The organism is Gloeocapsopsis sp. IPPAS B-1203 (assembly GCF_002749975.1).
GTDB lineage: Bacteria > Cyanobacteriota > Cyanobacteriia > Cyanobacteriales > Chroococcidiopsidaceae > Gloeocapsopsis.
This window is the reverse complement of sequence record NZ_PEIG01000001.1, coordinates 593,126-618,789: the sequence shown is the minus strand read 5'-3', so window position 1 is coordinate 618,789 and position 25,664 is coordinate 593,126. Positions and strand designations below refer to the sequence as shown.

Here is a 25,664-nt window from a genome sequence, read left to right as displayed (position 1 = left end):
AAAAACAAATGAGCACTATTCGCCGCAATATTGAACTACACTCTACAAATATTCATAAAAAACATTATCATAAAGATACGATTCATAGGAAAGTTAATATACAGACATTGTTGCAGCGGCAAACCGTAGGTTATCTTTTAACATTATTAGCTGGAATAGGACTAGCAAGTCTGAGTGGATGTGCGCAACGTGGTAACATAACGCAGACAGAACAACCAACTGCTCAACCAACTCCTCAACAACCTGTGAATACAACAGCGGCGATCGCACCGACAGACCCCAATTTTGTGGTTGCAGCCGTTCAAAAGGTAGGACCTGCAGTTGTCAGAATTAACGCAGCTAGAACGGTTTCGCGACAGTTACCCGAAGAACTTGACGACCCGATTTTACGTAGATTCTTTGGCATTCAACCGAACCCAGCACAGCCAAGACAGCGAGTTGTCCGCGGTACAGGTTCAGGATTTATTATTAGTGACTCAGGTCAAATTCTAACCAATGCTCACGTCGTCGATGGTGCTGATCGCGTCAGTGTCACGCTCAAAGATGGTCGTACGTTTGAAGGTGAAGTGGTAGGGCAAGATATTGTAACTGATGTCGCCGTTATTCAAGTTCAAGCAAGCGATTTACCTGTGGTTCCAATTGGTAACTCAGAAGTACTACAACCAGGTGAATGGGTGATTGCGATCGGCAATCCTTTGGGGCTAGATAATACTGTCACAGCAGGAATCATTAGTTCTACCGAACGCTCTACAAGTGACATTGGTGTTTCTGATAAGCGTGTTGATTTAATTCAAACTGATACAGCGATTAATCCAGGTAACTCTGGCGGTCCTTTACTCAATGCGCGTGGTGAAGTCATTGGGATGAATACAGCCATTATCAGCGGCGCTCAAGGGCTAGGATTTGCTATTCCTATCAACACAGTTCAAAATATTTCCCAACAACTGATTGCTACCGGAGAAGTACAGCACGCTTATCTAGGCGTACAAATGGCAACACTAACCCCAGAAGTGAGGCAACAACTGGAAATTGAATCTGATGGTGAAATTGATGTCACAGCAGAGGAGGGGATTTTGATTATTCGTGTTGTTCCTGGTTCTCCTGCTGCGCGCGCTGGATTGCGTGCTGGTGATGTCGTGCAAACAATTAACAATCAGCCTGTAAAAACAACCGAAGACGTACAACGCTTAGTTGCAGGTAGTCAGGTAGGTAGCCAAATGGAAATTGGTGTTCAACGCAATGGGCAATCTAGACAAATAGCCGTCAGACTTGAGAATCTTCCTGTGCAAAGTGAAAGTTAATAACTTATGGCAGAAATTCTAGAAATTGTACAGCTTGGTCATCCCATACTCCGCACCCAAGCTCAATATGTTGAGAATATTCAAGATCAACATATCCAAAATCTCGTTGATGACTTAATGGCAACTGTTGGGCAAGCCAACGGTGTAGGAATAGCTGCACCGCAAGTTGCTGAGTCTTATCGCTTATTCATTGTTGCTTCTCGCCCTAATCCTCGGTATCCTCATGCTCCAACTATGGAACCGACCGCGATGATCAATCCCAAAATCTTAGCGCACTCGACGGAGACCGCGAAAGGGTGGGAAGGTTGTTTGAGTATTCCAGGAATTCGGGGGTTAGTACCGCGATATCAAGTCATTGAGGTGGAATATAGCGATCGCAACGGTAAGCAACAAAAGCAAGAGTTAACAGATTTTGTCGCCCGCATCTTTCAACACGAACTCGATCATCTCGATGGCATTGTCTTTTTAGATCGCGTGGATACTACTTTGGATCTTGTCACTGAGCAAGAGTATCAAAAGCGGATTATTGCTACTCAAACTCACAAGTAGCACTTCATAGTTCATCTACAAACCTGCCAAGGGGTTTGAGGTCACTGCCAAGACTCAACCCTCACCGACTTATCAATCTTTAGAAGTGGAATGTTGCACCGAGTAACAGCCCATTCTGACGTAAATTTAAGTTGGCTCGCGTCAGACCCGATCCATCCTCGAAATCAAAACCATTAAAGCGATAGCTAAGTTGCAATGATGTATTTGGAGATAGCTGATATTGCGCACCGACTAGCAGATTCCAGGTCAAATTTGTATCGGCATTGAGATTAAACCCAGACAGATCACCTCGAAGATCAACTGTCCAGCGTTCAGATAGATCTAATCCAATCTGTACGCCAATCAGTGGTTCAACCGTCGTTCTATTTAGGCGAAAGTCTTGGTTCACCGGAAGCGAAATTGGCAGCGGAATATTGCTGACAGGAATATCGTTGATGCGAACGTCATCTACCTCAAGCTTTTGACTCAAAATATTAATTCGGAGTCCCAGACTCGGAGCAACAACTAGGCGAGGAAAGGATTTTGGTGTTGCTACTGAATCGCCTAGCGTTGTATCGACAACGCGGTAGGACGCTGCCAAATCGATTAACCCTTGGCGGATTGATAAGCTGGCATCGGCACTTGTTTGAACTGGGATGGGGATATTTGCTCCGATACCTGGCAAACTGTTCGGAGGAAACGTCACTCCTAAATTTCCGCTGTTCTGTGCAGAAACATAGAACCCGTCAAGAATAAGCCCCAATCGATTTTTTTGAGCTTCCAACCGAATTCCAGCATTAAACGCACGATCAAAATTTAGAATGTTTCCTAAGCCCAAATCAATCGAGGCAGTTCGTCCAGCAACTGTAGCATCAGCTTGAACTCGCAAGGGAACAAAGATATAAGGTTCGACTGAAAATTGCCAGCGATCGCTCACTGTGAGTTGAGAAGGCCGTGATGTGGAAGTATCCGCCTGGCTCATTACATGAAGTGGGAAGGCTATCTCTGTAGCAATGTGAGACTCAATTGCCGGTTCACCAGCAGGTTTAGGCAATAAGCTGGCAGCTTCTAATTCTAGAGCTTCTGCGGAATGATGATGTTGTTCCAGATCGGACACGGTGTTGAGCGTAGCAGTCGAGTCAGAAATAGGTAATTGGCTTTCTGCATAAACAGGTGACACTGAAAGCGCGATCGACAAAGCGCTGCTAGTACATAACAAAAATTGCTTCATTAATTGATTATTAAAATTTTGAAAATAGCCTTTGAAAACCAGATCTATTCGACTAAATTGATGACTTCTACTATTTCCTAATTTCATTTTAAACACAACCTTAATTTTACTCTCATTAAATTTTTATTTCACTGTACTAAGTTTCTATATGTCAAAAAAACATTAAAATTATACTCAACTAGGTTATAGTTTCTAGATTTATTTAAAGAGCTTAACTTTTAAAGCAAAAATTTAACAGATAATCTACTAAACTCCCGATTTCTCAGGTTTGACATCAACGCTGGTAACACTATTAAACTACTATATTGCAAAGCAATGTCATTGCAATGCGATTTTATAACAACACATTCAAATCGGAAACTAGCGAATATTTTATTAAGAAACAATTACATATAAATTGTTGATGCTCTCAATTGAACTATACTATTTCTGTGAAATTTTGCAATATTCGAGGCGCATTATGCTGCCTTCTCTAGAGTCATTTGTTTGTCCGTGTTGCGCGACCACCACGCTACATAGCTTGTCTCAATATGGTGTCTATTTCTTAGCTCAATCTCTGTTGTTAATAAAGCCAAATTCTTTGTCTACTGCTGTTAAGCTCAGCAACCCATCACCAACCATCGCCCTTGGTAATACTCCCCATTTGCCCGATCGTACCGAAATTGTGTAAGGAATTCGTAGCCACTATGATCTGCTTCCGTAACTTCTTCCCTAACCAATGGTTGAAATCGATGAAATCGGCGATCGGGATAATTGTCAGTAGCTTGGTTCTAGGGTTGACCCTGCTGCTTTTGAGTTTGCATCCCGCTCAGGCACAAAAGCCTTTTACAGGTACACCAGCCGTAAAACCAGCTTATTTTGATCGCTTGCTGGCAACGATCAACAAAGATCGCAACCGCCTAATTGGCTTGTTCAAAGACATCCACCAGAACCCAGAATTAGCGTTCATGGAAACTCGCACAGCAGCGATCGTGGCGAGGGAACTGAAAGCATTAGGCTACGAGGTCAAAACAGGAATTGCCAAAACTGGAGTCGTGGGGATTCTGCGCAATGGTGATGGTCCTAAAGTGATGTATCGAGCAGATCTAGATGCACTGCCTGTACAAGAAACGACAGGACTTCCTTACGCCAGTACCAAGCGGGCGGAGATGCCAGATGGTAGCGAAAGACCTGTCATGCATGCTTGTGGTCATGATGCCCATACAGTTTGGATGTTGGGGCTGGCAAAGGCAATGGTAGACCTGAGATCTAACTGGAAAGGGACACTAATTTTAGTCGGGCAGCCTGCGGAAGAAGGAGTCGCAGGAGCAAGGGCAATGGTCGGAGATGGTCTTTACACTCGTCATGGTGTTCCTGTCCCTGACTTCTTGCTAGGAATGCACAGTGCCCCTGGTCCTACAGGAATAATTGCCAGCGTACCAGGAATCCGAACAGCAGGAAGCGATCCGATCGATATTGTATTCAAAGGTGTGGGAGGGCACGGTTCCTCACCTCATCTCGCCAAAGATCCAATTCTCATGGCTGCTCACGCAATTACACAGTATCAGTCAATCGTGGCACGGGCGATCAATCCTCAAGAAGCAGCTGTGATTACAGTGGGAGCAGTTCAGGCAGGAGAGGCGAATAACGTGATTCCAGGAGAAGCATTGCTTAAACTTAGTTTGCGCTGGTTCAACCCAGAAGTACGGAAAATAATGGTGCAGGGAATTAAGTCTGTCAATGAGTCGATTGCGCGTGCCTATGGAATGCCAGAAGATCAATTGCCAACCATAACTGCAAAGGGTGGTACAACTCCACTAGTGAATGACAAAGCAGTGATTGATCGCATTAATCCTCAATTGGTAAATTTAGTTGGAGCCAACAAACTGATCGCTGATTTTCCAGGTACAACAGGCTCAGAAGATGTTCATTTACTTAAAGGTGACAATCAAGATACTCAGGTAGGCTTTGTCTTCGTTGGTGTCGCTGAACCTGCGCTTTTTGCTAAAGCTAGGGCAGAAGGCAAAACAGTTCCTTTCTCAAACCATAACAGCAACTTTCAAGTCGATCTCAATGCTATTCCATTTGGAACAAAGGTCGCATCAGTTATGACAATGGAATTACTGAATCAGTAAACTCTAGGTTTGTTATACAGCGATTAGGCAACAACTAATTTGAGTACTCACCAAAGCTATATAGTTTAGTGCCATAATTGTCTACTGGTTACGGTGTTGCCAGCAAAGTTTTAATATGCCGCTGTACGAGATACTTCTGTTGATCTGAAGGAAATTGTTCAGGATTAATAACGACTCCTGTTCCGATACCATCGACGATCGCTATTAAGGCATTAGCCTCAAGTGTCAAATCAAGATCGCCGCGAATTAGCTTGGCTGCTTGTAACTCAGCTAACTCTTGACAAAGAATTTGGCGTAACAAATCGTAGCGTTTTTGATGTTCCTCTATTAATTTTTCACGCCCGATCGCATACCCTAAAAAAGCAATCCAAACTTGCCAACCTGGTATCCCTTTGGTTTCAAAAGGAAGTGCGGCGAAGATCATTTGCTCTAGCCGATCTATTCCCTGTCGCCCTTCTGCACAAGTTTTCATATCCTCAAACAAGTTTTCAAAAACTCGTTCTAAAGCAAATAGTGTAAGCTCGTCTTTATCTCGGAAATAGTGAGTAACAACTCCAGTTGACGAGCCAAGTTCTTGGGCGATCGCACGCATACTTGCGCGGTCTAGTCCTTCACGAATAATTACCCGCCACGCAGCTTCAGTTACTTCTAGTCGGCGATCGCTGTAACTCATTGTTTTTGTAATTTCAAAATACACTCTCTTGACAATTTATCATAACAGTTGTTATCTTAGTTTACATAACAACTGTTGTAATTTAGTTACGTTACATAGACTTCTGGAGTCAATCACAGATGGGTACGACGCATCCTATTTGGTATGCTTGGACGCTCTTAGGGTTATCTGCGGTTGGAACTTGTGCGGGTAATCTGTTACTCAAACAAGCAAATTTAGCCTTATCTAATTCTGGTGGACTTGCTGTTGTCAGTTCTCCCTGGTTTATGGGAGCGATCGCTTGCTACATTTTTGACCTGATTTTCTTTGCTCAAGCCCTACAGCAATTGCCAGTATCATCAGCTGTTCCGGTTGTTTCAGGAATTCGGATTGCAGCTACTGCAATATTGGCTCACGTTTTGTTTAGAGAAAATCTCAGCATCAATCAATTATTTGCATCAAGCTTAATTACCGCAGGAATTGTCATAATTTCACGCACTTAACAGGAGAAACCTGATGATTGAACTTTACTACGCTCCAGGTTCGCTATGTTCTCAAAAAGTTAAGCTCGTTTTAGCGGAAAAAAATCTGGAATGGAAAAGTCACCCGATCAATTTACTGACATTTGAAAACTTGCAACCAAGTTATATGCAGCTGAATCCTAAAGGTGTTGTACCAACCTTAATTGATGATGGCAAAGTCATCACTGATTCAGTCGTAATTGTCCGATATCTCGATGAACGATTTCCACATCCTAGACTGACTCCTACTAAACCTACATTGCAAGAAAAGATGAATGAGTGGATTGGTCTGCAAAACCAATTTCCCATGCGCGAGGTGATGTACGGTAACTATCGTGGAATTGAAGGTTTTGTATTGCGGCGATCTGTTCAAATCAAAGCAAAACTACTTTCCCAACTTATGCAAACTAATCCTGAACTCAAAGAGCAGTATGCAGCAAAGCTAGAAGATGTCAAACAATGGCATTCTACAATTCAAAATGCCAAGAAAGTTACAGCCATGAATGCGAAAATCAAACCGATGTTAGATCGCTTGGAAACGCAGTTGAGTCAAGCAAACTGGTTGTGTGGTGATAGTTATTCTTTAGCTGACACAGTATGGACAGCAGTTTTGAATCGCTTGGATGAGTTGCAATTTAGTCATCTGTGGGTAGATAATAAGCGTCCGGCGATCGCATCTTATCTCAACCGCCTGAAAGTCCGTCCTAGCTTTAAGTCAGCAATCCAGCAAGATGACATGCCTCTACCAATGCTAATAGTGGGGTTAGGCAGAACATTGCTAGGCGTCTAAACAAACGACCATAAATCAAGATGCCTGCTCTACTCACTGTAAGCTAGATCATAGCAGCACGAAATACGAGATCATGGCAGAAATTCCGAAAACACTAGAACAAGCGATCGCCCAAGCCCAAGGAGCAACACAAGCAGCGATCGCGGACGGTTATTCGCTACTCCAAATTGAGATTGTCATTCCAGAACTCAAACCGATGCCTGTTGCTGAGCAATTTCTACCAGCGCTAGACTCTTATGGCAATCAACTTAAGGTTTTTTTCCCTGATGCTGGTGCGGCTGCACTGGCGCGTCGTGATTGGGGTTCTGTGCCATTTGAAATTTTAGATATTGGTAGTGGTAGAGTTCCTGTAGAGGAACAAGTATTACCTGAAGATGAAGCTTTTTTATTTGTTGCACCTTCCGCAGTTGAAGTAGGGCAAGTAGAAAAAATGTATCAAGTAGTCGGAGAACGACCATTTATTCTACTAAATCCTCGGTTAGAAGATGTGGCAATCGTTGGTATTGGTTACGCGGGACGTCAGTTGCGATCGCGTTTTCTTAATACTATTGAATCTTGCTACTATTTAAGACCAATGGATGATGCGGCAGTATTTCGTTGTTATCCCTCTCCTTGGCAAGTATGGCGAGAGAATAAAAATGGCGAATATCAGTTAATTGCCGAACAGCCAAAAAAACCTGTAGGTGATGAAATAGATTTAATTCTGTCAGGTAATAGTTCACAACAAACTGGTGATTCTACACAAGCTAAAAAAACAGGAATATTTGCAAGTATGCAACGATTTTTACGCACCTTGAGTCGATGAAGCTTAAAGAGTTTTGAGTAGTGAAGTGCTGAGTTTTGAGTTAGGTAGGCTATAGAATTCATACTTCAAAATTCTGTTCAGAGGCTGTGAAAATTTGTTTTGATATCATTGATACTGCGTTCAAAGTACTTACCAGTGATAATGACATAAGTTTTCTTGTTAAAAATACTGTTATTACCATTAGTGCGGTGACAGAGGTGCTGAGATAATTGATTGATGGATGTGTAATGAGTGACGGTCAAGGAGCTATTGCGCTTACTCGTGCTTACTTAGAATCGCGACAATTGCAGGAACTAGTAGCACAATCAGGATTAGATCTGCGTATCTTAAATGAAACTGAACTAGAGCAGTCCATACAAGATATTCTCCAACAGCGATCGCACTCAGATGTTTGGGTTTTTGCTTATGGTTCGTTGATTTGGAATCCTACAGTGAAATTTAGCGATCGCCGTGTCGGTAGAATTTATGGATGGCATCGTCGCTTTTGTTTGTGGACACCACTTGGTAGAGGAACACCAGAAAATCCAGGGTTAATGTTAGGACTCGATCGCGGTGGTAGCTGTCGGGGTATTGCCTATCGCATTTCTGCAGAAGATGTACTCACAGAATTACTTATTCTCTGGCGGCGAGAAATGGTAGTTGGTTCCTACACTCCGCGTTGGGTAAAAGTTGTTGATGGCAGAGAACGTTGGGATGCGATCGCCTTTACTATCAATCACAGTCATGTCATGTATGCAGGCGATATCTCTAATGAAGTTATTGTCAACAGTTTAGCAACAGCTAACGGAAAACTTGGCACTTGTGCAGATTATTTGGTTCACACAGTTGATGGTTTGATGCAGTACGGAATTTGCGATAAACCACTATTAAAGCTAAAAGAGCAAGTTATGGCACAGCAAGTATCTACTAGGTAGTGGGTAAAAATGAACACAAGTTAAGGGCAGGTAACTGGTAACTGGTAATTGGAAAGAATATCTATTACCCATTACCCATTACCAATCTTTAAGTAGAAACCGTATCTAAAGGTTGACAAAACTGATCTATACCCTGTTGTAATACATACATTAGAACAGGAACTGCTAACAATGGTGGACAAAGCCTTGTTGTTGCTAAGTATCTAATAACTGAAGCATAGTCTGCGTTAAGTAGTGCACTTCTATTGTCTTCACGGCAGATAATCGCGCGACATTTTTTTGCCAAGCTATCTAACCATTCTGCATTGGCAATGTCTGGTTGCTGTCCTACTCGAATTGCTAATACCACTGCCGCATCTTCAAGATTACCCTCACAATCTTCTATTTCTGCAAGGGCGGCTGAGGCATCGGGATAGTCTTGTAAATGTTCCCGAAATTTGGCAATGTCTTCTGATGTAACTTGAGTCATGAAATAATTGCAACGATAAGAGGGGTCAGAGGACGCGCAAGCGCAGACCTACGGTTCAGGGGTCAGGGATCAGAGTTAAAAGCTAGTTGGAGTTATGATTTTGAACATTTATCATTTCCTAACCCTATTGACCATTGCTATAACTTATATCATTTTGAATCAAGAAAAGCTCAGTCAGCATTTTTTACATGATAAACGCCAAAGAAAAAAGCAGTGAAATCATCTTCGCTGCTCTAAAAGTCTTGACCATCAGGTTGTTGGTTAGAAAAATTAATTTGTGTTTAGAATTACAAACCTACTAATTCTCTCGATTCAAAGTCAGTGAGTTGTTGTGCGATCGCTCGCCGACACTCTAGTTTTGCAACACTAAACTGGTTACGGAGATATTCTAGATGCGCTAGAGCATTGGCTTTTTCTGCCGTTAACTGCATTAATGTATTCAGTGCGGTTTGATATTCTTGATTAACTAGCAGCAACTCAAAGCGGCGCGATCGCCGTTGAGTATCATTTTTCAAATCTGGATCAAAAGCTGAGCGAGTGTCTGCATTACCTTCTTCACGGTAAACAAGTTGTTGCACCGCCATAATTTGAGAGTCGAGTTCATTTACCCGTTGAGCAGCTTGGGCGATCGCCGCTGGGTAATGACTCAATTGCATTGTCATCATATGAGAGGTCGGGGGTCAGATGTCGGGGGACGGGGATGTAGATTAGGCAGCTAGTTCTTTGAATTGAGTGTGGGTACGCTCTGCGGGGCTAATTGGTAGCTGCTCTGCTTGATGCATGGGAGCTTGTTCTAGCACTTTAACTTCGATATTGACAGACACTAAATATGTGCCTGGTTCTGCGTCAATCGCTTCGGCAATCAATTTTGCTAGCTCTGGGCGCTTAGCGGTAATCGGATCGCGTAGAGCGCAACGATCCCAGTCATGTTTTGCTGTTGGATTAAGGCTCAGAAGATAGTGTTTAGTCATAGGACAAAAGCTTGAATTTATCCGTAATGAGTACGCCGTAGAGCCATTGACTGCTTATGCTGAGGCTCGATGAATCTACTTCATCTATTATAGTACATCTGTACTGAAATAGGGAAAATTCAGGCAATTTAATTTTGAATTTTAGGTGAAGAAAAGCTGATAAATAGGCAGTTACAGCCACTTACACCACTGCGCCTTTCAACTTCCTAGCACTGCGTGAAAATATCACAGACTTGAGAGGGTTTTTGATGGCTCAATCTGTTAGCTGTTTAGTCCCTCTCGTTGACAAACTAGTGGTACACTAACTCCCCAGTAGTTTTAGCTTTTTGGTGACTCCAGATAGATTGCCCTGTAAGCAATTCAGCGACATCCATGCCATTACCAATAACTCCAGGTACACTTGGATAGCCTGCGCTTGCTCCTACTAAGAAAAGATTCGGCAACTCGGTGTGATAGCCCAAACGATTTAAGCCAACCTGTCTTGGTGTGAGTTTTGCTCCATAAATATTTCCTTGAGGTTGTCCTAAGTAGTATTCGCTCGTTGTTGGAGTTCCAGGAACTTTCATGCGGGCATAAGCATCAACATCAGGAATCAAATCTCGCACACTATGCATGATTTCCTGGTAGACTTCCCGCTTTTTAGCTTTATAGGCTTTGGGATCGGTTTCGTGTAGGTGCTTAAATGGCTCATAAGGACAAACAGTTGCAATTTCTAAAACATGATGACCGTGAGGAGCCATACCTGACTCATGAGATTTCATGGTAGGACAAGAGAGGAAAATCCAGGGATGGTGTAGATTGCCTAATAGTTGTTGTTGATAAGCTTGGTTGAGATCGCTATTAGGGTAATACCAGATATTCCAATTGCCGATTCCATATTTTTGAGGATTGAATCTACTATCTAACCCTAGATAGATGTTAAAAGCACTAGCTGAGTACTCATAACCAGTAAGACGCTTAAGTTCTGGTTGACTTAAAGCATGATTCTCATGCATTAACTGTACAGTCAATTTAGGGTCAAGATCGCTGATGTATGCAATGCTTGCTTGATACGTTTTACCTCCAGCCGTGACGCTTTGGACTTGATGCTGCTTGACTTCTATATGTTCTACCGGAGTCGATAATTGAACAACACCGCCACCGGTGCGAATGGCTTCCACAATTGTGTCTACAAAGTGCTTAAAGTGATGCTTCGGGTAATAAGCGCCTTCGGAATAGTCCCAGACAAGCGCAGTATGAGTCAGCAAGGCAATTTCATTGGGTGGTAAGGCATAATCGCCACTTTGACCTGCTAACACGGCTTGTAGCTTCGGAGATAGCCCAACGCGATCGTAAAGGTCTTGCAGTGTCCAATTTCGTTTAGTAAATAAGTTCCAATATTTCGGTAATTTTAACCAATCTGACCATTTTTGATCGTACCAACTGACTTCGCGCACCAAACTATGAATTTCCTGGTGTAACTGCTTGATGGCATCACAATAACGATTAATAGCATCGGCTTCTTCTGGAAAAGTAGCAAGAAGACGCGATCGCAAATTTTCCCATCCTAAAGGAATTCTAAAATCAACTTCGGGTGTGACTACTCGGTCGATACACTCAGGATCGAGAGAGTTAAATTCGACATCGCGTTCAATATAGTTGAGAAACTGGGCGATCGCTTGTCCGGAATCGCATTGTGAAATGTAATGCACATCAGCACAAAAGCGATACTCACCATAGTCGAAAGTCTGGCAACATCCACCAGGTAAGTAGTGTTTTTCTAAGACAGCAACTCGATGTCCTTGTCGTGTCAAACACGCCGCTGCTGAAAGTCCACCTAGTCCCGCTCCCAGAATCACATAATCGAAGCTTTCCATCTCAGCCTCCTGTATCTGGCAATAGTATTGGCAGTGTGGCTTTTACTTAATGCTGCAACCAGTTTTGTCTTATCGTCAGCACCTCAAAGTGCTACATCCTACAAGTTACCTTGCATACGCTTACCTCAACCAAGTCATTCTTGACAAGGTTGCAATGATTCACTTTATTTTATCTCTGGCTGACTCTACCTAAGTTCATGCCACTCAAATCTATATAACTTGATCTCATTATCTCATTCAACGCTGAACTAGAGTTAGCTACTTCTTGAAAATTTATCTGCAAAAATGTGCCGGATCAAAAACTACTACTCTAGTCTGTAAACTGGTAAATGCTTAATAATGGTCTTTTCTACTACCGTCTTAAAAGCTATCAGAAACACTCACTGCCCTCACATTATAGAGTATTGAGGTATGAGTTAAGAAAATTCTATTCACTCAAAACTCAAAACTCAAACCTCTGCAACTTCTTTCAACTCAAAACTCAAAATTCAAAACTCAAAACTATCTAACTAAGCCGCCTATTATCCTCGTCTTTGATCTTTTTGTCGTTATCAAGTATCGATTGAAATTGCGAGTCCTGCAGCCAGATAGTTTGTTGGGGAAAGGGAATTGGAATTCCTTCTTTATCAAAAGCAATTTTGAGACGACGGCGATATTCTCGTGCTACATCCCATTGTTTCAAAGGTTGGGTTTTAATCCAGACACGAATAACCAAACCGCGATCGCCAAAATTTTCTACTCCCAATACCTGCGGTGTTTCTATAATGTGTTCCATCCACCGAATATCCTGTGTCATCTCGACACCTACTTGATTAATAAGCTTCAACGCTTGGTCAACATCAGCGTGATATGCTACAGGAATATTTAAATCAGCGCGCGACCACCGACTAGAAAGATTTGCCACAATTTTGATTTCACTATTAGGAATTGTAATCAAACGCCCTTCAGCATCTCGTAGTTGAGTAATTCGCAGATTGAGGTTTTCAACTAAACCACCAACTTCTCCTACAGCGATGACGTCCCCTAGTGCATATTGGTCTTCTACAATGATTAAAAATCCGTTGATGGCGTCTTTGATTAAGTTTTGAGAAGCTAGAGAAACTGCTACACCAATTAAGCCAGCACCAGCAAGGATAGGCGCAATGTTAACTCCTAACGCTGTCAAAGCAATCAATGCACCGATAATAACTCCACTAAGCGTTGCAATACTTTTGGTAACGCCTGAAATTGTGGAAACACGCAGTTGCAATCTCAAAGCGTCTTCTGAAGTTAGTAATGCATTACTTGCAAAAGCAGTTGTGAACTGATCGATCAAAATATAGCTCAAGCGGATAACAACATAAGTTCCTAATCCGACAATGACCACTGTAAAGGGAACTGTGAGTGCTGTAAAAATCCAGGCTTGGACAATTCGCGTAAAGGGAAATAAACCCAAAATAACCAGCGTACCACCACCCCAAACAAGACTTTGTGTAAGTTGAAATAGTCGCTGTCGAACTTCTTCGATATTGCGGTGTCGCTGTCGTGTAAGTTGAGTTGTCACAGGATTTGTTTGTGGAGTTGCAAACGTGACAGGTTGCTGTTTTAGTTTCCAATACCAGCGGCGAATTCCCCAGCTAGTTACAACTACACCCAGCAAAACACCAGCAGCGATCGCACCTTGACGCTGTAAAGTTTCTGGTTGTCGCTCTTGTTTTGCTCTTGTGAGGTTTTGTTCTAAAGATTGAGCTAATCTTTCTGCCAAACTAAACGGATCTTCTTCTTGTTGAACTTGGGCATCAAGGTCTGTTACAGTTGATAGCAGCTGACCATTAACGTAGATGACGGGTAAATTATTTTCCGTTCTGATGTCTACTTGCAGTTCGTCAGAGTCACTTTGAAAGTAGTTTTGGCTAATAACTTGTAATCGCTGCTGAATATCGTCAACCCGTTGTTGTAAGCTTGCCCTAGGTGCAGCAATCTGAAACAAACGACGACCATCCAACCGAATTGAAGTCGAAACGACTTGAGTTTCTGAGGTGTCTGTCTGTTGAGTAAGATTCGGTAAAGGTATTGGAAGTGCTGGTATTTGAGCAGCAAGAGGGGAAATTATGACAGTATTAAGAAAAATTGACCCCGTAATTGCCCAAAATCGAGAGTACATCTCTATCCTCCAGCTCAAAGTATTCTCTGTTACATAGAGTAACGGTTAATAATATGTAAAGAATACAGTTAAGCTAGGTCACACGTCCCAGTTCTAAATTAAAGGATAATTAATGACTGCAACTTCGACTAAGCCAAAGTACGAAATTAAAGACATTTCCCTGGCTGCAACCGGAAAACAGCGGATTGAATGGGCTGGGCGCGAAATGCCCGTTTTGCGTCAAATTCGCGATCGCTTTGCTCAAGAAAAACCCCTCGCCGGAATTCGTTTAATCGCGTGTTGTCACGTAACTACCGAAACCGCACATTTGGCGATCGCGCTGAAAGCTGCTGGTGCAGACGCAATTCTTATTGCCAGTAACCCACTTTCTACCCAAGATGATGTAGCTGCTAGCCTCGTTGCGGATCATGATATTCCAGTTTTCGCAATTAAAGGCGAAGACAATGAAACCTATCATCGTCACGTTCAAATTGCCCTCGATCACCGTCCTAACGTAATTATCGACGACGGTAGCGATGTTGTTGCTACTTTAATTCAACAACGGCAACATCAAATCGCTGATATTATTGGCACTACCGAAGAAACAACAACAGGTATTGTCCGCCTCAAAGCTATGTTTCGTGATGGGGTCTTGACATTTCCTGCAATGAATGTTAACGATGCTGACACTAAACACTTCTTCGATAATCGCTACGGTACAGGTCAATCTACTCTTGACGGCATTATCCGTGCGACAAACCTCCTATTAGCAGGCAAAACCGCAGTCGTTGCTGGTTATGGTTGGTGCGGTAAAGGTACTGCGTTGCGGGCGCGGGGAATGGGTGCAAATGTCATTGTCACCGAAATTGATCCCATAAGAGCGATCGAAGCTGTCATGGATGGTTTTCGCGTGATGCCAATGTCTGAAGCTGCGCCAGAGGGCGATTTATTTATTACTGTCACTGGTAATAAGCACGTGATTCGTGCCGAACACTTTGAAGCAATGAAAGACGGTGCGATCGTTTGTAACTCTGGTCACTTTGATATTGAAATTGATCTAAAATCACTCGGTGCAACTGCAACAGAAGTTAAGCAAGTCCGCAACTTTACCCAAGAATACCGGATGCCAAACGGTAAGTCGGTTGTTGTTTTAGGTGAAGGACGTTTAATTAACCTAGCTGCTGCTGAGGGACATCCTAGCGCAGTCATGGATATGAGTTTTGCTAACCAAGCTTTGGCGTGTGAATATCTAGTGAAGAACAAAGGCAATTTAGAACCTGGTATTCACTCGATTCCTACTGAAGTTGACCAAGAAATTGCGCGTTTGAAGTTGCAAGCAATGGGAATTAACATTGATAGCCTAACGGCAGAGCAAGAAGAGTATATTAACTCTTGGACTGCTGGTACATAATTTAGGCTGATTGCGAATAGAATGTTGCGGGGCGTTGTTGGTAGCGCCCCGTTTATTTACACAGGAATTCAATTGTGGCTCGACTTTCTGTAGAATTACACCGCTACTTTTTTGAAGAAGAACGCCCCTCACAGGTAAATTTGTCACAAATATTGGCACTGGCGGGAGAACGCATATTTGGCTTTTTATTTGTCGTGCTGTCTTTACCGTCAGCTTTACCTTTACCTGCTCCAGGATACTCCGTTCCGTTTGGAATTTTGCTTTTTGTATTAGCTGTGCAGTTAGTTGTTGGGGCTAAATCTCCCTGGCTTCCACCACGACTAGCAAATTACCCGATCGCCTTAAAACAAATACAAGGCATTTTAAAAACAGGAATTCCCTGGTTAAAACGTATCGAAGCGATCGCCCGTCCGCGTTTAAGTTATGTCTGCACTAGTCTGACTGGGCGAGTGGTAATTGGTTGTGCGATCGCACTGATGGCAATTTCCATGATGATCCCGATTCCTGGGACAAACACGCTTCCAGCTATGGGAATTTTTGTGACTGGCTTTGGCTTACTCGAAGACGATGGCGCAATTAGTTTACTTGGTTTAGTTTTGTGTTTACTGGGCGCAGTTCTTTCCACATCAATTCTAGTTGCCTTGTATTTCGGAGGTACAAGTCTTATTGATTGGCTTAGAGCACAGTTTTAGCAATAAGTCAATTACCAGTTACCAATTACCAATCCTCCACGATAGTCTGATTATTCAACCAGAGACTATATAAGCTGTCCATCCAAAACTACTTCAGAAATAGACTTTATGCTCAATTGGATTACAAACACCATAAGTTCTTTGGGGTATTTAGGAATTGGATTGTTAATGTTTTTTGAAAATTTATTTCCGCCAATTCCTTCCGAATTAATTATGCCTTTGGCAGGCTTTACTATTGCTAGAGGACAAATGCAGTTTATTCCAGCGATCGCCGCTGGAGTTTTGGGGACTGTGATAGGTGCATTACCTTGGTACTATGCAGGTAAAATTCTTGGTACCGAACGCTTGCAACAGCTAGCAGACAAATATGGTAAGTGGATATCAATTTCTAGTAAAGATATTACTAAAGCAGATCGCTGGTTTGAGCGTCACGGTAGTAAAGCTGTTTTCTTTTGCCGTTTAGTTCCTGGAGTGCGTACTTTAATTTCACTTCCTGCAGGTATCAGTAAAATGCATTTAGTCCCCTTTCTCCTCTATTCCACGCTTGGCACATTATTGTGGGTAGGTTTGCTGACTTATTTAGGTTACGTTCTAGGAGATAACTACGAACTGGTAGATGAGTATCTTGGTCCTGTTTCTAAAATTGTGGTTGTTACTCTACTTATCGCCTTCATTCTTTGGGTAGTCAGAAAAAATATGCGGCGGTATAGTTAAGTTTAATCAGCATCACTATTTACGAATTTGATATTTGCTCTATGACTTCTTGCAGTTGTTGTATTAGTGGAGGCAAATCAGTTTGGATAGTTTTCCAGATAATCTCCAAATTGACTCGAAAGTATTCATGTACAACAATGTTGCGAATTCCTCGAATATCAATCTAAGGAATCTCTGGATAAAGAAGTTCAATCTCAGGTAGGAGGCTACCTGCTGCTTCACCAATAATCGCTAAATTGTATAAGACTGCTTTTATAGTTTTTCTGTCATTTTGGAAATCTATAAAAGTGATGTTTTTGGTGAAGTCTTCAATTTCAAGACTCATTTCTAAAATATCTTGAATTCTCTGACGCAATTTTCTAGAAGGCACGTACTGCTTCCCCTAACACAGGTTCTTGCAGATAAGACTTGAGTGAGTCTGTCGTTCCTAAATCTACAGGACATTCTAGAATCTTCTCGAGATAACGCTGTAGTCTCACAAATGTTAATAGTCCAACAGGTTGCTCAAATTCAACTAACAAATCGACATCACTCTCTGCTGTCGCTTCATTCCTAGCAACGGAACCGAACAGCAATAATGATTTTACATTAAAATCCTTCAGCTTTGTCTGATGGGCTAGTAAAATTGCTAGTACCTCATCTCTTTTCATCTTGCTCAAAGCATACTCAAATCATCACCACCGTCATTGTAACTCTAGACGCAAGCTCGGTTTTAGCCTAAACTCACCACAGTCAATCTCTAATCTGAGAAAAATAGAATCGCTGCGAAACTGTCACTGATACTGGTAACGTCAGATCAATAACAAAACTTCGTTTGGAAACTATAGCTTGAAACGCTTTCATTACTGGCAACTTTTACCTTACATTCAGCCGCAGTGGAAAACTATTGCGCAAGCTTTTGTTTGCACGTTAGTATTTACTGTCTTTTGGCCTATACTCGCGTGGTTAGCAGGTCGCATTGCAGCCTCTATTGGACAGGGAAATGTGTTGGCGATCGCTCAAATTGCAGTTATCAGTGCTGTCGTATTTCTCAGTCAAAAGATCGCGCAGTTCGGTCAAGATTCCTTAATGGCAAAAGCTGCCTTATTTATTGCGTTTGATTTGCGTCAACAAGTATATGCGCATCTACAGCGGTTAAACTTAAGCTATTTTGAAACTGCTAAAACAGGTGACTTGTCGTATCGTCTCACCGAAGACGTTGATCGCATTGGGGAAGTCATCAACAAAATCTTTCACGACTTTATTCCTTGTGTGTTGCAGTTAATTGTCGTTTTGGGGTACATGATTTATCTCAACTGGCAACTTACACTATCTACATTGATTATTGCGCCATTAATGGCAATTTTGATTGCTTGGTTTGGCGAACGGTTGCAGCAAGTTTCGCGCCGCAGTCAAAATCAGATATCAGATTTATCAGCATTACTCATTGAGGTTTTCAGTGGTATTCGTTTAGTGCAAGCTTTTGCTGCCGAAGATTATGCCTTAAATCGCTTTCGCCAAGATGCTGAACGCAATCGTAAAGCTAAATATGCTGCAGAGAGATTAAAAGCGATTCAGTTTCCAGTCATTGGTTTTCTCGAAGCTATCAGTGCTTTAATATTATTGTTTTTGGGTGGTTGGCAAATTTCTGCGGAAAACTTGACGGCTAGCGAATTTGTGAGTTACGTCGCAGGTTTAGCATTATTAATTGATCCAATTGGCATTATCACAACTAATTACAATGAGTTTAAGCAAGGACAAGCATCGGTAGATCGAATTTTTGAATTATTAGCAATCAAACCTACTGTTTTAGAAAAGCCAAATGCGATCGCGCTTCCTCCAGTTTCAGGCAAAGTAGAATATCGCCACGTTTCTTTTGCATATAAACCTGAACAACCTGTGATCAAAGACTTAAGCTTGCTAGCGCATCCAGGTGAAAGAATTGCGTTTGTCGGTGCTTCGGGTGCAGGTAAAACAACGATTGTGAATTTGTTACCGCGCTTTTACGATCCGCTATCTGGTGAAATTTTCATTGATGGTATTGATATTCAAGATGTCACCTTGCGTAGCTTAAGACGGCAGATTGGAATTGTACCGCAAGAAACAATTCTTTTTTCAGGAACGATCGCCCAAAATATTGCCTTTGGTAAAACCGAGTTTGATCTTAATGAAATCGAGACAGCCGCTAAAATCGCGAATGCACATCAATTTATTACGCAATTGCCTTATGGTTATGACACTCTAGTCGGAGAACGCGGTGTCAATTTATCAGGCGGACAACGCCAAAGACTTGCGATCGCCCGTGCAGTACTCCTCAATCCGCGCATTCTCATTCTTGATGAAGCTACTAGTGCTTTAGATTCTGAATCGGAAACTTTGGTACAAGAAGCCTTAGAACGACTGATGCACAGTCGTACTGTATTTATCATTGCCCACCGTCTAGCTACTGTGCGGCGCTGCGATCGCATTTTAGTGATCGAACAGGGGCAAATTGTCGAATCAGGTACGCATGAAGAATTATTAGCTCTATCACGCCGCTACGCCCGATATTATGCGCAGCAATTTAATTAGTCGTTAATTGCTTGATTCATCACGATTCACATTTACGGGCAATCGCTCCAAATGACACGACTTTATAAAGAAGACACATTCCACCCAAGTGCTAGTTGACCCGATAACTTGCGCTGAGCCTCCTCCCGTAAAGGATGATAGCGCGCTCCTTGCAAATCGCGGAACAATTTTTCCAAACCCAGTTTACGATAGAATGCACTTCCTCCCGCAATTTCCATCGCCAAATCAGCAACGTTTAGTACCGCTTTGGCAACTAGTGCCCGTCCTGTCATAATTTGATTTGTGGTTTCAAAGCCAGGTTGACTGACTACAGCAGTAGAAATCATATGCTGGAGTGATAGTTTTGCAGCCATCAATTCATTGTCTAAACCTCCTACCATGTAGCAAAGATGTTCATCAGTGTGACGTTTCTTTGCTAGTTGAACTGCGCGATCGCGCGCTGCTTCTGCAACCCCAACATAAACCGAATAAACTAATGGAATTGCCACCATCGAGATGAGGTGAAAAATAAAATGCCACTTGCCTTGTTCTCTACGCAAAGCAATTGCCGCATCCGGTACAAACACATCAGACAGCACAACATCATGCGAACCTGTTCCCCGCATCCCCATTGCTTGCCAAGTGGATTCAATCGTCACGCCCTGGGCAGTCATAGGAACCGCAAAATGTAATACCGTAGACCCTATTTCGGGATCTTGATAAACAGTGCTTGTCATTAATAAATTTGCGATCGGCGCACCGCTAGCAAATACTTTACGAGCTGTAATTAGAAATCCACCTTCTACTTTGATCGCTGTGCCAGAACTTTGTAACCAATCAGAACCGCCACTACTGAGCATAATCAGTTGCTCTGTTGCCACTCGTCTGAGTAACCCATCCACTGGAGCCTTCTGATTGTTCCAGCGCCAAGTTGGTATCATGACCTGATGTGTATGCATAGAAAACGCCAGTGCTGTTGAACTGGAATAGCGCCCCAAAATCCGTAGCACAGTACAAAGCTCAGTATAGCTGGCTCCGCCACCACCTAGTTCAGTCGGGACACCTGCTGCCATCAGCCCAGATACTTTCAATCTGGTCATATTATCCGCGACAAACAGGTCGCTCTCATCGGCTTCGACTTCTCTTGCTGCAAATTGGTTTCCTAAAGATTCCGCCAGGGACAACCAATCTATCCTTTCTTGTTGGAAGGTTGTTGCAGTCTGTTGTTCTAACATGAGACAGACTCCTTTAATTCTTGTGATGCTCCCATTTTGATTTGCCGGATCAGGTGTTACAAGTTCAAGATCTGAACCTAATTTGCAATCTTCTTAGATACGCTATGAGAAAGGAATTCAGAAATATTGGCAGTGATCTGCTTTTACAGCCTTTTCACTCAAGAACCAAGCAGGATTGACGATTTCTGCTTCTGGAATCAAGTTCTTTTCGCTCACTTCAAAGGTGGCTGCTGCCAACTTGCAACCAAAGAAATGCACCTTGCCAGTCTCTTTCAAAACCTTGATGAAATCGTAAATTTCTACAAAGTCGCCGTTTTGCGCCAACCGTCCTCGTAGCCATTCCTCATCTGGTGCATGACGTCCTTCAATTTTGGAGGAGTTCACACCTTCTGGGGTAAGTATACGAACTGCCCATAGTGAGAAGAGGATATCTACCTCAACACCCTTGCTTGCCATGACATAAGCAAACGTGAGTGGAGTTAATAACTTGTCGTAGCCATCATCGCGGATGACAATTGCTAGATTTTTCATGAGCTTCACTCGATACAGTGTTAAATTGTCTGTGTAGTTTGTTACATTAACCTCGAATAGCCTTCATTAAATCTTGTGATACTTTTATTCTGGATTGCCGGATTAGGTGTTACAAGTTTAATATCTGAACCTGATTTAGGTTCTCCCTGGATATGCTATGAGAAAGGGATATGGGCAATTCTGTCCGGTGGCAAAAGCTGCTGAAGTGATTGGCGATCGCTGGAATCCTTTGGTGCTGCGAGAAATGCTGTACGGCAGTCGCTACTTCAATGACATTAGTCGAGGAGTACCGTTAATGTCTCGTGCTCTTTTGGCTCAACGACTCAAAGAACTTGAGAAAGCAGGAGTGGTTGTCAGCTATGAAAAGGAAACTGGGCAGGGGCATGAGTACGTTCTTACCCCAGCGGGAGAAGCCATGCGACCCATTATTGAGGCGATGAGTGCTTGGGCACAACAATGGGGAGGTGGACATATTATCTCAGAGGATTTGGATGATGCCTTGTTGATGTGGGCGATGAAGCGAGAAATCAATCTTGAGGCAGTACCCAAGCAAAAAATTGTGCTTCAGTTTGACTTTCGTGGGTTAACGAAGGGGCGTAAAACCCAACGTAGCTGGTGGGTAGTGATTGAGGATAGAGAAGTGGATGTGTGTCAAAAAGATCCAGGCTTTCGAGTGGATGTTTTGATCTCAGCTGATCTGAGTGCATTCACTCATGTTTGGATAGGCTACACTCATCTGAAATCTGCCCTGAAGCAAGAGACAATTTGTTTTGAAGGCGATCGCGATCTTGTCCGCCAGGTGCCTACGTGGCTGTATCTTAACAAAGAAAAGCCCTATGGTACGGCGATTAATTCTACATCACAGTTAATGCAGACTAACAAGCACATTGCAACAGAATGTAATGAAGTTTCTCTTGGTGTTTCAGTTTGAGTCGTAATTGCTGCGATCGCTCAGGTTTTTTGTTGGTCAAGCGCGATTAATCATATTGCCAACATATTAAGAGTTTCTGTGTCGAAGGCTATTGATAATGTAGCGACATATAGAATAAACGTTTATACCCTAGGTTGCGTTGTCCATTGATATATGTGCACTGAAGGAAGAAAATTTTGAAAACAGCAGACAACTATAGTGGCGATCGCCGCTATGACATTTTCATTAGTTTTCTTAAATAACGGTAGTCATGCTCAGATAAACGACAAGACGATGAAGATTGACACAGGCAAAATTGAGAGGAGTGCACAATTTGACCATCCACAAGAGTTTAATCAATCAGTTACGGAGTTTTTGCTACCAGAGGAATACTTGGTTGAGTTCGAGAGGCAGTTTGGATCTAGTAAATTTAGTCGTTTCTTAAAGAGTCTCTAAATAACTTAACAAGTCTGCCATTTCTTTGGGACTTGGCTTGAACTGTGGCATCGGTGGCGTATCGCCGCTAATGACTTGATGGATTAGACCAAAGCGAGACTTGCGCTTAGAAACACCTTGCAAACTAGGACCAACGTTACCATCAGCTTGCCATCCATGACAACCAGCACAGTTCATTTGAAAAATTGCATTTCCGCGTACGGGATCTCCTGCTAATGACAAAACATTCTTAACATAAGGTTCAGAAACTCTTACCCTATGCACACCTACAACAACTAAAATTGCAACTAACAAAATCGCCAAAGCGATGAATGCAAGCCGCTGGAGCAGAATTTCTGGTTTAGCGAACTGATTAGCCAAAAGCTGATTACTTGAATTGAGAATTCACAAAAATATTTATCTCCTAACACATAGCTTAAAAGTTCTTGATAGTGTTCGCAAGCAAAGTCAGCTAAATCAGCATTTATAGTTAAGTTTTGTGTAGAAGATTTACCAATAACCAGGTTTTCTCACATCAGTAATTCAGTGTATGCTGGTAAAAGTCTATTACTGTTGGCTACTGTTGAGTTATCTAACCTCATACAGCCTAAGCCACGAAGCGCAATTGCGCGTAGCGCAGCGCTTATTATGCGATCGCAACAGGAGATATTGCATGGTTGAACCACTACTCGATGGTATTGTTCTGGGCTTGATAGTAATTACTTTGGCTGGTTTATTTTTTGCTGCGTATCAGCAATACAAGCGTGGCAAGCAGTTGGGTTTATAAACTGCACCAACCATTACCTAATCGAGGTTGCTAGCCCTTCTAAAATCATTAGAAGGGCTTTTAATTTTTCGAGTTACACTGCACGATAGAACGTAACAGCAGTATTCCCGTAAACTTTTTCGCGACAGATTTCTAGTGTAGATAGTTGTACTTTAGGCAGATTGGGATGATGTTCTACTGCAAGTTCGCCCTTCGGATGCAGCAATTGATACTGTGCGATCGCCTGCAACACTGGTAGATATAAATCACTTGCATAAGGTGGATCGAAGTAGATGCGATCAAACTGTTGTCCTGAAAGTGTTTTTAACCGCTGCACGACATCTCCGCGCAAAACTTGAAAGGTTTGATCTGGTTTTGATACTCGTTGCCAATTTTCTTTAATAATTGTACAGGCACGACTTGAGTGTTCAATTCCTACAACTAGGGTTGCACCACGACATAAAGCTTCTGCACCCATTGAACCGTTACCTGCACACAGATCTAGCCACCGGCTACCTGCGATTGCACCTTGCCAAATATTAAACACTGCTTCGCGCACCCTTCCTGTAGTTGGTCGCGTGTCTTTTCCTGGTAATGTTTTGATGAGACGATTGCCGTGAATTCGCATTAAAGAGGGGCTAGGAGCTAGGGAAACTGTAACTAGCATCTACCTCTACAGCAATGTATATCTACACTGGTACGACAGTGCGAACTTGCTGCACGAAGTTGGAGAGGATTTGTAATCCAGCTGTGGAGGATTTTTCAGGGTGAAATTGCATTGCCATGAGATTGTCACGGGCGATCGCTGCTGTCACAGTTTGACTACCATGCGTGACTGTTGCTGCTTGAACTGCAGGATCTTCAGGATCGACATAGTAAGAATGGACAAAATAAACCCAAGGCTGCAATGATAGATTTTGCCATAGAGGACAATGAGGTTGAGTAAGTTCTAGTTGATTCCAACCCATGTGCGGAATAGTAATTCCTGGTTCGCTTTTAAAGCGTCGTACTTTACCAGAGATGATTCCTAATCCTGGTTCTACACCTTCTTCGCTGCTATCAAATAATACTTGCAGCCCCATACAGATGCCTAAAAACGGTTTACCGCCTGCGATCGCATCTTTAATGGGTTTAACCAAGTTGCGGGATCTAATATGTTGCACTGTTGGATCGAACGCACCTACGCCAGGTAGCACTAGCGCATCAGCTTTTGCTAATTCCATTGCTGAGTCAGTAATTTTCGGAGTTGCTCCAGCTTTTTCTAAACCCTTGCAGACAGAGTGCAAATTACCCATATCGTAGTCTATAACTGCGATCGCTGCCATCGGGCAGACCCCCTTTAATTATTACCCACTAAACTTATTGTAAGGGAAACCAATTCATTAAATCTTCTGTATGAATGCTAAGCGAATGAATTGGCACACTATAAACAAAGTTCACGGAGGTGAACTTACCCATAAAAATCTTGTTTTACTGTACGAAGGTACACTTTGCCTGGATAGCCCCGAAGGGAGTCGAAAGGCATCTGTGATTCTCCTAGGATTGGTTATATGCCTCCTCGAATTCTCCTAACCTCATTTACAACATGGCTACCACATCACAAATCCAATTCATCCGACGATCTCATTGCGAAAATCCACGAGCTATATCTTACAAATAGCGATTTAAAACTACCGCTACTAACCGTTTTACGAAAACTACCTGTCGATACTGAACAAGCCAGCAATTATGTCAACAGCAAAATTACTGAAATCCAACCTACTGCGATTATTTGTTGTGGGATGGCAGAAAGCCGATCGCAACTTACTGTAGAATCTCATGCTACTTGTGGAGATGTTGTTATGCGATCGCCAATTGATTTAGAACAACTGATTGCTGAGCTTTCCATGACACAAATTAGTCATGATGCCGGAAAATTTGTATGCGAAGGACTTTATTTTGCAGTTTTAAACCACATTACAACACAAAAGTTAAACACCAATTGTCTTTTCGTTCACGTACCAATTTTGACAGACGAGAATATCCAACAAGTCACAAAAGACTTCATATTAATTATTCAAAAAATGGCACTTTTATAAGTTATGTTGTGTCTTATTTTAAATCAATCACAACTTAACACAAGGGCAGAAAACCAATTTCTGACCCTCATTCGCTGACCCTTGACTGT

Annotated in this window: 29 protein-coding genes and 1 pseudogene; 16 read left to right on the top strand and 14 right to left on the bottom strand. The window is 42.5% G+C overall.

The window, feature by feature from the left end; translation table 11 throughout:
- Positions 1-8 precede the first annotated feature (8 nt).
- Together CSQ79_RS02760 and def are read left to right on the top strand one after the other, a co-directional pair.
- On the top strand, positions 9-1,301 hold the full coding sequence (locus tag CSQ79_RS02760; RefSeq protein ID WP_099699783.1) for an HhoA/HhoB/HtrA family serine endopeptidase: 1,293 nt from the start codon (positions 9-11) through the stop codon (positions 1,299-1,301).
- 6 nt (positions 1,302-1,307) lie between these two features.
- The gene (def, locus tag CSQ79_RS02755) at positions 1,308-1,850 is read left to right on the top strand and encodes a peptide deformylase (RefSeq protein WP_099699647.1); all 543 of its coding nucleotides are present in this window, start codon (positions 1,308-1,310) and stop codon (positions 1,848-1,850) included.
- Between the two features lie 79 nt (positions 1,851-1,929).
- Here def and CSQ79_RS02750 read toward each other — a convergent pair whose 3' ends face one another.
- Positions 1,930-3,060, bottom strand: a complete 1,131-nt coding sequence (locus CSQ79_RS02750; protein ID WP_289500354.1) for an outer membrane protein — start codon at positions 3,058-3,060, stop codon at positions 1,930-1,932.
- Positions 3,061-3,520: 460 nt separating this feature from the next.
- On the opposite strand from CSQ79_RS02750, the gene CSQ79_RS27010 reads away from it, so the two are divergent.
- Positions 3,521-3,730: a hypothetical protein gene (locus tag CSQ79_RS27010; RefSeq protein WP_143755413.1), complete on the top strand. Its 210-nt coding sequence runs from the start codon at positions 3,521-3,523 to the stop codon at positions 3,728-3,730.
- A 61-nt stretch (positions 3,731-3,791) separates the two neighbouring features.
- A complete protein-coding gene (locus CSQ79_RS02745; RefSeq protein ID WP_502693904.1) occupies positions 3,792-5,174 on the top strand; it encodes an amidohydrolase in 1,383 nt (460 codons plus the stop codon).
- Positions 5,175-5,262: 88 nt separating this feature from the next.
- Here CSQ79_RS02745 and CSQ79_RS02740 read toward each other — a convergent pair whose 3' ends face one another.
- Positions 5,263-5,847 carry a TetR/AcrR family transcriptional regulator gene (locus CSQ79_RS02740; RefSeq protein ID WP_099699782.1) on the bottom strand — a complete coding sequence of 195 codons (585 nt, stop codon included), beginning with the start codon at positions 5,845-5,847 and terminating at the stop codon, positions 5,263-5,265.
- Positions 5,848-5,966: 119 nt separating this feature from the next.
- Between CSQ79_RS02740 and CSQ79_RS02735 the strand changes: the two genes are divergently transcribed.
- The 4 genes from CSQ79_RS02735 to CSQ79_RS02720 all read left to right on the top strand — a co-directional run bounded on the left by CSQ79_RS02735 (position 5,967) and on the right by CSQ79_RS02720 (position 8,856).
- The gene (locus CSQ79_RS02735; RefSeq protein WP_099699644.1) at positions 5,967-6,329 is read left to right on the top strand and encodes a DMT family transporter; all 363 of its coding nucleotides are present in this window, start codon (positions 5,967-5,969) and stop codon (positions 6,327-6,329) included.
- Between the two features lie 13 nt (positions 6,330-6,342).
- Positions 6,343-7,137, top strand: a complete 795-nt coding sequence (locus CSQ79_RS02730) for a glutathione S-transferase family protein (RefSeq protein ID WP_099699643.1) — start codon at positions 6,343-6,345, stop codon at positions 7,135-7,137.
- A 73-nt stretch (positions 7,138-7,210) separates the two neighbouring features.
- Positions 7,211-7,942: a DUF1995 family protein gene (locus CSQ79_RS02725; RefSeq protein WP_099699642.1), complete on the top strand. Its 732-nt coding sequence runs from the start codon at positions 7,211-7,213 to the stop codon at positions 7,940-7,942.
- 227 nt (positions 7,943-8,169) lie between these two features.
- Positions 8,170-8,856: a gamma-glutamylcyclotransferase gene (locus CSQ79_RS02720; RefSeq protein WP_289500352.1), complete on the top strand. Its 687-nt coding sequence runs from the start codon at positions 8,170-8,172 to the stop codon at positions 8,854-8,856.
- A gap of 88 nt (positions 8,857-8,944) precedes the next feature.
- Here CSQ79_RS02720 and CSQ79_RS02715 read toward each other — a convergent pair whose 3' ends face one another.
- The 4 genes from CSQ79_RS02715 to CSQ79_RS02700 all read right to left on the bottom strand — a co-directional run bounded on the left by CSQ79_RS02715 (position 8,945) and on the right by CSQ79_RS02700 (position 12,152).
- The gene (locus CSQ79_RS02715; protein WP_099699641.1) at positions 8,945-9,325 is read right to left on the bottom strand and encodes a hypothetical protein; all 381 of its coding nucleotides are present in this window, start codon (positions 9,323-9,325) and stop codon (positions 8,945-8,947) included.
- Positions 9,326-9,612: 287 nt separating this feature from the next.
- Positions 9,613-9,990 (bottom strand): hypothetical protein, encoded by a 378-nt coding sequence (locus tag CSQ79_RS02710; RefSeq protein ID WP_193934055.1) that lies wholly within the window; start codon positions 9,988-9,990, stop codon positions 9,613-9,615.
- Positions 9,991-10,032: 42 nt separating this feature from the next.
- The gene (locus CSQ79_RS02705) at positions 10,033-10,296 is read right to left on the bottom strand and encodes a hypothetical protein (RefSeq protein WP_099699639.1); all 264 of its coding nucleotides are present in this window, start codon (positions 10,294-10,296) and stop codon (positions 10,033-10,035) included.
- Between the two features lie 290 nt (positions 10,297-10,586).
- Positions 10,587-12,152, bottom strand: coding sequence for a phytoene desaturase family protein (locus CSQ79_RS02700; protein ID WP_099699638.1), 1,566 nt, complete (start codon positions 12,150-12,152; stop codon positions 10,587-10,589).
- Positions 12,153-12,201: 49 nt separating this feature from the next.
- Here CSQ79_RS02700 and CSQ79_RS27315 point away from each other — a divergent pair, with 49 nt between their 5' ends.
- On the top strand, positions 12,202-12,345 hold the full coding sequence (locus CSQ79_RS27315) for a hypothetical protein (RefSeq protein WP_289500351.1): 144 nt from the start codon (positions 12,202-12,204) through the stop codon (positions 12,343-12,345).
- Between the two features lie 312 nt (positions 12,346-12,657).
- Here CSQ79_RS27315 and CSQ79_RS02695 read toward each other — a convergent pair whose 3' ends face one another.
- Positions 12,658-14,295, bottom strand: coding sequence for a mechanosensitive ion channel family protein (locus tag CSQ79_RS02695; protein WP_099699637.1), 1,638 nt, complete (start codon positions 14,293-14,295; stop codon positions 12,658-12,660).
- 112 nt (positions 14,296-14,407) lie between these two features.
- On the opposite strand from CSQ79_RS02695, the gene ahcY reads away from it, so the two are divergent.
- The 3 genes from ahcY to CSQ79_RS02680 all read left to right on the top strand — a co-directional run bounded on the left by ahcY (position 14,408) and on the right by CSQ79_RS02680 (position 17,091).
- A complete protein-coding gene (ahcY, locus tag CSQ79_RS02690; protein WP_099699636.1) occupies positions 14,408-15,685 on the top strand; it encodes an adenosylhomocysteinase in 1,278 nt (425 codons plus the stop codon).
- A 74-nt stretch (positions 15,686-15,759) separates the two neighbouring features.
- A complete protein-coding gene (locus CSQ79_RS02685; protein ID WP_099699635.1) occupies positions 15,760-16,377 on the top strand; it encodes an exopolysaccharide biosynthesis protein in 618 nt (205 codons plus the stop codon).
- A 108-nt stretch (positions 16,378-16,485) separates the two neighbouring features.
- On the top strand, positions 16,486-17,091 hold the full coding sequence (locus CSQ79_RS02680) for a DedA family protein (RefSeq protein ID WP_099699634.1): 606 nt from the start codon (positions 16,486-16,488) through the stop codon (positions 17,089-17,091).
- Positions 17,092-17,110: 19 nt separating this feature from the next.
- Here the strand turns inward: CSQ79_RS02680 and CSQ79_RS02675 are convergent.
- Positions 17,111-17,416: pseudogene (locus CSQ79_RS02675) on the bottom strand (HepT-like ribonuclease domain-containing protein).
- A 34-nt stretch (positions 17,417-17,450) separates the two neighbouring features.
- Positions 17,451-17,741: a nucleotidyltransferase family protein gene (locus CSQ79_RS02670; protein ID WP_099699633.1), complete on the bottom strand. Its 291-nt coding sequence runs from the start codon at positions 17,739-17,741 to the stop codon at positions 17,451-17,453.
- Positions 17,742-17,919: 178 nt separating this feature from the next.
- Here CSQ79_RS02670 and CSQ79_RS02665 point away from each other — a divergent pair, with 178 nt between their 5' ends.
- Positions 17,920-19,641, top strand: coding sequence for an ABC transporter ATP-binding protein (locus tag CSQ79_RS02665; protein ID WP_099699632.1), 1,722 nt, complete (start codon positions 17,920-17,922; stop codon positions 19,639-19,641).
- A 62-nt stretch (positions 19,642-19,703) separates the two neighbouring features.
- Here CSQ79_RS02665 and CSQ79_RS02660 read toward each other — a convergent pair whose 3' ends face one another.
- Both CSQ79_RS02660 and CSQ79_RS02655 read right to left on the bottom strand, forming a co-directional pair.
- The gene (locus CSQ79_RS02660; RefSeq protein WP_099699631.1) at positions 19,704-20,855 is read right to left on the bottom strand and encodes an acyl-CoA dehydrogenase family protein; all 1,152 of its coding nucleotides are present in this window, start codon (positions 20,853-20,855) and stop codon (positions 19,704-19,706) included.
- A 117-nt stretch (positions 20,856-20,972) separates the two neighbouring features.
- Positions 20,973-21,386, bottom strand: coding sequence for a DsrE family protein (locus CSQ79_RS02655; RefSeq protein ID WP_099699630.1), 414 nt, complete (start codon positions 21,384-21,386; stop codon positions 20,973-20,975).
- Between the two features lie 157 nt (positions 21,387-21,543).
- Between CSQ79_RS02655 and CSQ79_RS02650 the strand changes: the two genes are divergently transcribed.
- Positions 21,544-22,317 (top strand): winged helix-turn-helix transcriptional regulator, encoded by a 774-nt coding sequence (locus tag CSQ79_RS02650; protein ID WP_099699629.1) that lies wholly within the window; start codon positions 21,544-21,546, stop codon positions 22,315-22,317.
- Positions 22,318-22,737: 420 nt separating this feature from the next.
- Here the strand turns inward: CSQ79_RS02650 and CSQ79_RS02640 are convergent, their stop codons facing one another.
- The gene (locus tag CSQ79_RS02640; protein WP_099699627.1) at positions 22,738-23,112 is read right to left on the bottom strand and encodes a c-type cytochrome; all 375 of its coding nucleotides are present in this window, start codon (positions 23,110-23,112) and stop codon (positions 22,738-22,740) included.
- 292 nt (positions 23,113-23,404) lie between these two features.
- Here CSQ79_RS02640 and petG point away from each other — a divergent pair, with 292 nt between their 5' ends.
- Positions 23,405-23,518 carry a cytochrome b6-f complex subunit V gene (gene petG, locus CSQ79_RS02635; RefSeq protein ID WP_015190616.1) on the top strand — a complete coding sequence of 38 codons (114 nt, stop codon included), beginning with the start codon at positions 23,405-23,407 and terminating at the stop codon, positions 23,516-23,518.
- Between the two features lie 73 nt (positions 23,519-23,591).
- Here the strand turns inward: petG and rsmD are convergent, their stop codons facing one another.
- Both rsmD and hisH read right to left on the bottom strand, forming a co-directional pair.
- The gene (rsmD, locus tag CSQ79_RS02630) at positions 23,592-24,164 is read right to left on the bottom strand and encodes a 16S rRNA (guanine(966)-N(2))-methyltransferase RsmD (RefSeq protein ID WP_502693900.1); all 573 of its coding nucleotides are present in this window, start codon (positions 24,162-24,164) and stop codon (positions 23,592-23,594) included.
- 22 nt (positions 24,165-24,186) lie between these two features.
- Complete coding sequence (gene hisH / locus CSQ79_RS02625; protein WP_099699625.1) at positions 24,187-24,822, bottom strand: imidazole glycerol phosphate synthase subunit HisH; 636 nt, start codon at positions 24,820-24,822, stop codon at positions 24,187-24,189.
- 225 nt (positions 24,823-25,047) lie between these two features.
- Here hisH and CSQ79_RS02620 point away from each other — a divergent pair, with 225 nt between their 5' ends.
- On the top strand, positions 25,048-25,575 hold the full coding sequence (locus CSQ79_RS02620) for a pyroglutamyl-peptidase I family protein (RefSeq protein ID WP_099699624.1): 528 nt from the start codon (positions 25,048-25,050) through the stop codon (positions 25,573-25,575).
- Positions 25,576-25,664: the final 89 nt, after the last annotated feature.